The organism is Paenirhodobacter sp. (assembly GCF_050177655.1).
In the GTDB taxonomy this organism is placed as follows: Bacteria; Pseudomonadota; Alphaproteobacteria; order Rhodobacterales; family Rhodobacteraceae; genus Rhodobacter.
In genome coordinates this window covers 1-3555 of the sequence record NZ_JBFXGV010000089.1, presented here as the reverse complement: position 1 = coordinate 3555, position 3555 = coordinate 1, and the positions used below count along the sequence as shown (strand labels likewise).

The 3555-nt window shown below is 68.8% G+C and carries 5 protein-coding genes and 1 pseudogene; 2 read left to right on the top strand and 4 right to left on the bottom strand.

Features of this window, described 5'->3' with window-relative positions; translation table 11 throughout:
- Both AB7U46_RS17510 and AB7U46_RS17505 read right to left on the bottom strand, forming a co-directional pair.
- Positions 1-695 (bottom strand): annotated as a pseudogene (locus AB7U46_RS17510) (hypothetical protein); the annotation flags it as partial.
- Positions 685-1068, bottom strand: a complete 384-nt coding sequence (locus AB7U46_RS17505; protein ID WP_428338269.1) for a hypothetical protein — start codon at positions 1066-1068, stop codon at positions 685-687. The gene AB7U46_RS17505 and the pseudogene AB7U46_RS17510, both read right to left, overlap by 11 nt.
- Between AB7U46_RS17505 and AB7U46_RS17500 the strand changes: the two genes are divergently transcribed.
- The gene (locus AB7U46_RS17500) at positions 1061-1690 is read left to right on the top strand and encodes a shikimate kinase (RefSeq protein WP_428338268.1); all 630 of its coding nucleotides are present in this window, start codon (positions 1061-1063) and stop codon (positions 1688-1690) included. The two genes, AB7U46_RS17505 and AB7U46_RS17500, sit on opposite strands and share 8 nt — an antisense overlap.
- A 1-nt stretch (position 1691) precedes the next feature.
- Complete coding sequence (gene aroB / locus AB7U46_RS17495; protein ID WP_428338267.1) at positions 1692-2801, top strand: 3-dehydroquinate synthase; 1110 nt, start codon at positions 1692-1694, stop codon at positions 2799-2801.
- A gap of 24 nt (positions 2802-2825) precedes the next feature.
- Here aroB and AB7U46_RS17490 read toward each other — a convergent pair whose 3' ends face one another.
- Both AB7U46_RS17490 and AB7U46_RS17485 read right to left on the bottom strand, forming a co-directional pair.
- Positions 2826-3152, bottom strand: coding sequence for a hypothetical protein (locus tag AB7U46_RS17490; protein ID WP_428338266.1), 327 nt, complete (start codon positions 3150-3152; stop codon positions 2826-2828).
- Positions 3153-3272: 120 nt separating this feature from the next.
- Positions 3273-3389: an entericidin EcnA/B family protein gene (locus tag AB7U46_RS17485; RefSeq protein ID WP_428338265.1), complete on the bottom strand. Its 117-nt coding sequence runs from the start codon at positions 3387-3389 to the stop codon at positions 3273-3275.
- Between the last annotated feature and the right edge of the window lie 166 nt (positions 3390-3555).

Sequence of the window (3555 nt, the reverse complement as noted above, 5' to 3'; positions counted from 1 at the left end):
GACGCTCTTCCGATCTCGCGCGCGAGGCAGAAGATCCGCGCCGGGAAGGAGGGCGCGACCGAGGGCGTCTTTTCCATCACCTCGCAGGCGGTGTCCTCCTCGCCGAGGAGCAGCGCCACGTCGAAGCGGCGGCGGAAGATCTCGGGATCGGTGGGGTCCGCCTGTTCGAGCAGCGCCATCGCCTGGTCGAGCGCGCCGAGATCGAGCAGCCGGTCGATCCGCGCGAGGAAGAGCACGTTGCGCCCCTCCGGCGCGCGGTTTTGCGGCGGGTCGAGCTCGGCCAGCAGGAGCTGCATCAGGAAGGCCTGCACCGCGGGCAGGGTGTCGAGCCGCTCCTTGCGCATCAGCGCGGCGAGCGTGACCTCGGGCGTGGTGCCCCAGAGGTCATGCGGCAGGCCCGAGCGCGCGAGCGGCACGAGGCCGAGCGCATCGGCGCTGGGGCGGTCGAGCGAGGAGACCGAGACATCCTCGGTGGTGACGCCGCGCGCCGGGGCCTCGCCCGGGACCGGCGGCAGCACCGCAAGCGAGCCGCCCGAACCGGTCGCCGGCCCGCTTGCGACCGAGCGCGAGAGCCAGTCGATCGCCGACATCGGCTGCTCGGCGCCGGCGGGGGCCGCGAGCGCCGCGGCCAGGAAAGGCGCGGCGGCGCGGCTCAGCAGCCGCCCGCGCGCCGGGCGCAAGGGCTCAATTGCCAACCGCGCCCCCTGTCTGGGGCGTGCCGGTGGCGGGCGCGGGGGCGGGGGGCTGGCTCGGGAGGGTGATCTCGAGCCGCTGCTCGGTCGCGGCGGGGGTCATGTCTCCGAAATAGGCATAGCCGATCACGGCCAGCGCGCCGAGCAGGAGGAGGAGGAGAATGGCCTGAAGGATGCGCCCCATGAATCTGCTTTCCGTCTTTTCTTCGTGCTTTTCTACGCGTTCTTTTCCCGGTTTCGCCGGCAGATGCCAGAGCCAATCGCCCGGCCCCGGTCTGGGGAGGGGCAGGGCCCGAAACCGGGGTGCGCGCAGATTATATATGGCATTTCCCGGAACTTCACGCCATTCAGGGAAGAAATGATCACGAATGCGCAAGCGGGTCGCCCATCGGCGGTTCGGCGCCGGAGGACAGACCGTGACCGAGGAGGCGACCGGGGGCGCAGGGCCGCAGCTGCGCAAGACCGTCGTGCTGGTGGGGATGATGGGGGCCGGCAAGACGGCGGTGGGCCATGCGCTGGCGCGCGCGCTCGATGTGCCCTTTCTCGACAGCGACGAGGAGATCGTGAAGGCGGCGCAGATGTCGGTGGCCGAGATCTTTGCCCGCGACGGCGAGCCGTTTTTCCGCGCCCGCGAATCGGAGGTGATCGCGCGGCTGCTTTCGGGGCCGCCAGCGGTGGTCTCGACGGGCGGCGGCGCCTTTATGGCGGAGGCGAACCGCGAGATGATCGCGCGGCTTGGCGTTTCGGTCTGGCTCAAGGCGGATCTGGAACTGCTGTGGAACCGGGTGCGGCACAAGAACACGCGCCCGCTTTTGCGCACGCCCGACCCGAAGCGCACGCTGAGCGAGCTGCTTGCGCTGCGCGAGCCGGTCTATGCGCAGGCGCAGATCACCGTCGAGGCGGAGCCGGCGCTTTCGATCGAGGCGATGGCGCGCAAGGTGGTCGCGGGGCTGGAACAATGGCCGGGCGCCTTTGGCCCGGAACGGCAGGAGGGCTGAGATGCGCAATGTGGTGAAGGTCGAGCTTGGGGCGCGCAGCTACGAGGTGCGCATCGGCACCGGGCTGATCGGCAATGCGGGGGCGGAGATCCGGCCGCTTTTGCGGCGTCCGCGCGTGGCGGTGGTCACCGATGCGACGGTCGGCGCGCTGCATCTCGCCGAGCTGCGCGCGGGGCTTGGCGATGTCGAGATGGTCTCGCTTGCGCTGCCGCCGGGCGAGGGCACGAAATGCTGGGCCGAGTTCCAGCGCGTCGTCGAATGGCTGCTCGAGCAGAAGGTCGAGCGCAAGGATATCGTCGTGGCCTTCGGCGGCGGGGTGATCGGCGATCTCGTCGGGTTCGCGGCGGCGGTGCTGCGCCGGGGCGTGCGTTTCGTGCAGATCCCGACCTCTCTGCTGGCGCAGGTCGACAGTTCGGTCGGCGGCAAGACCGGGATCAACTCGCCCGCCGGCAAGAACCTGATCGGCGCCTTCCATCAGCCGTCGCTGGTGCTGGCCGATATCGACGTGCTCGGCACGCTCACCGCGCGCGATTTCCTTGCCGGCTATGGCGAGGTGGTGAAATACGGGCTGCTCGGCGATCCCTTGTTCTTCGAATGGCTGGAGGCCGAGGGGCCGCGGCTGGCCGCAGGCGATCGCGCGACGCGGCTGAAGGCGGTGACGCGCTCGGTCGAGATGAAGGCCGAGATCGTCGCGCGCGACGAGACGGAGGAGGGGGACCGGGCGCTTCTGAACCTCGGCCATACCTTCTGCCACGCGCTTGAGGCGGCGACGGGCTATGGCGAGCGGCTGCTGCATGGCGAGGGGGTGGCGATCGGCTGCGCGCTGGCGTTTGAGCTGAGCCAGCGGCTGGGGCTGTGCAGCCAGGAGGCGCCGAGCCGGGTGCGCGCGCATCTGCGCGAGATGGGGATGAAGGTCGATCTGGCGGATATCGAAGGCGATCTGCCCGATGCCGAGGGGCTGATCGCGCTGATGGCGCAGGACAAGAAGGTGCTCGACGGCAAGCTGCGCTTCATCCTGGCGCGCGGCATCGGCGAGGCCTTCGTCACCTCCGACGTGCCGCGCGAGGTGCTCAAGGGGCTGCTCGAAGAGGCGCTTGCGGCGCGGCGCTGAGGCCGCGCCCCCGCACCCCAGGGGTCATTCCTCTTCGTTGTCGTCGCCGAAGCGCGCGTCGTCGTCATATTCGTCCTCGCCATCGGGGACGAATTTCTGGCTGAGCGCGATCGAGTGATTGTCGTGGCGCGGGTCCATCACGACATCGGAGGGGAGTTCGCCCGTCAGCCAGTCGCGGATCTCGTCGCGCGCATCGCCCGGCTCCTGTTCGGTCAGCCCGGCGATATAGCCGATGAAGGCGCGCTGATCGCCGTCGATCTCGTCAAGCTCGGCCTCATCGGCATCGGGCCAGCGATCGAGGATCGCATCGTAGAAGGCCGACCAGTTCTCCTGCACATGTTGCCACTTCATTTGTGCCTCCTCCGACATTTCCGCAGCCGGAGGGCGGCGTAAACCGCCCCCGGGTGTCTTTGACTTTGCGCCCTAAAGCGCGACGTTGAAAGGGTTTTTCCCGCTGCAGCGCGGCGTGGGTCAGAACCAGCTCTGCACCGTGCGCGCGCCGCCCGAGACGTCTTCGCCCACGCCCGCGACCGTGTTGCACCCGGCCAGGGCCAGACCGAGAGCGGCGATCAGGATCAGTTTTTTCATTTCTCTGCCTCATACCACCAGACATCGGGCAGAAAGCCCGGCCAAACCCCGTATAGCGGAAGGCTTTCGGGGAAGTGAAGATCCCGATCATATGCGATGCGGGTGACTTTGGAATACCAGAAGGGGATCACATATCGGCCAGCGGTCAGCACCCGGTCGAGCGCGC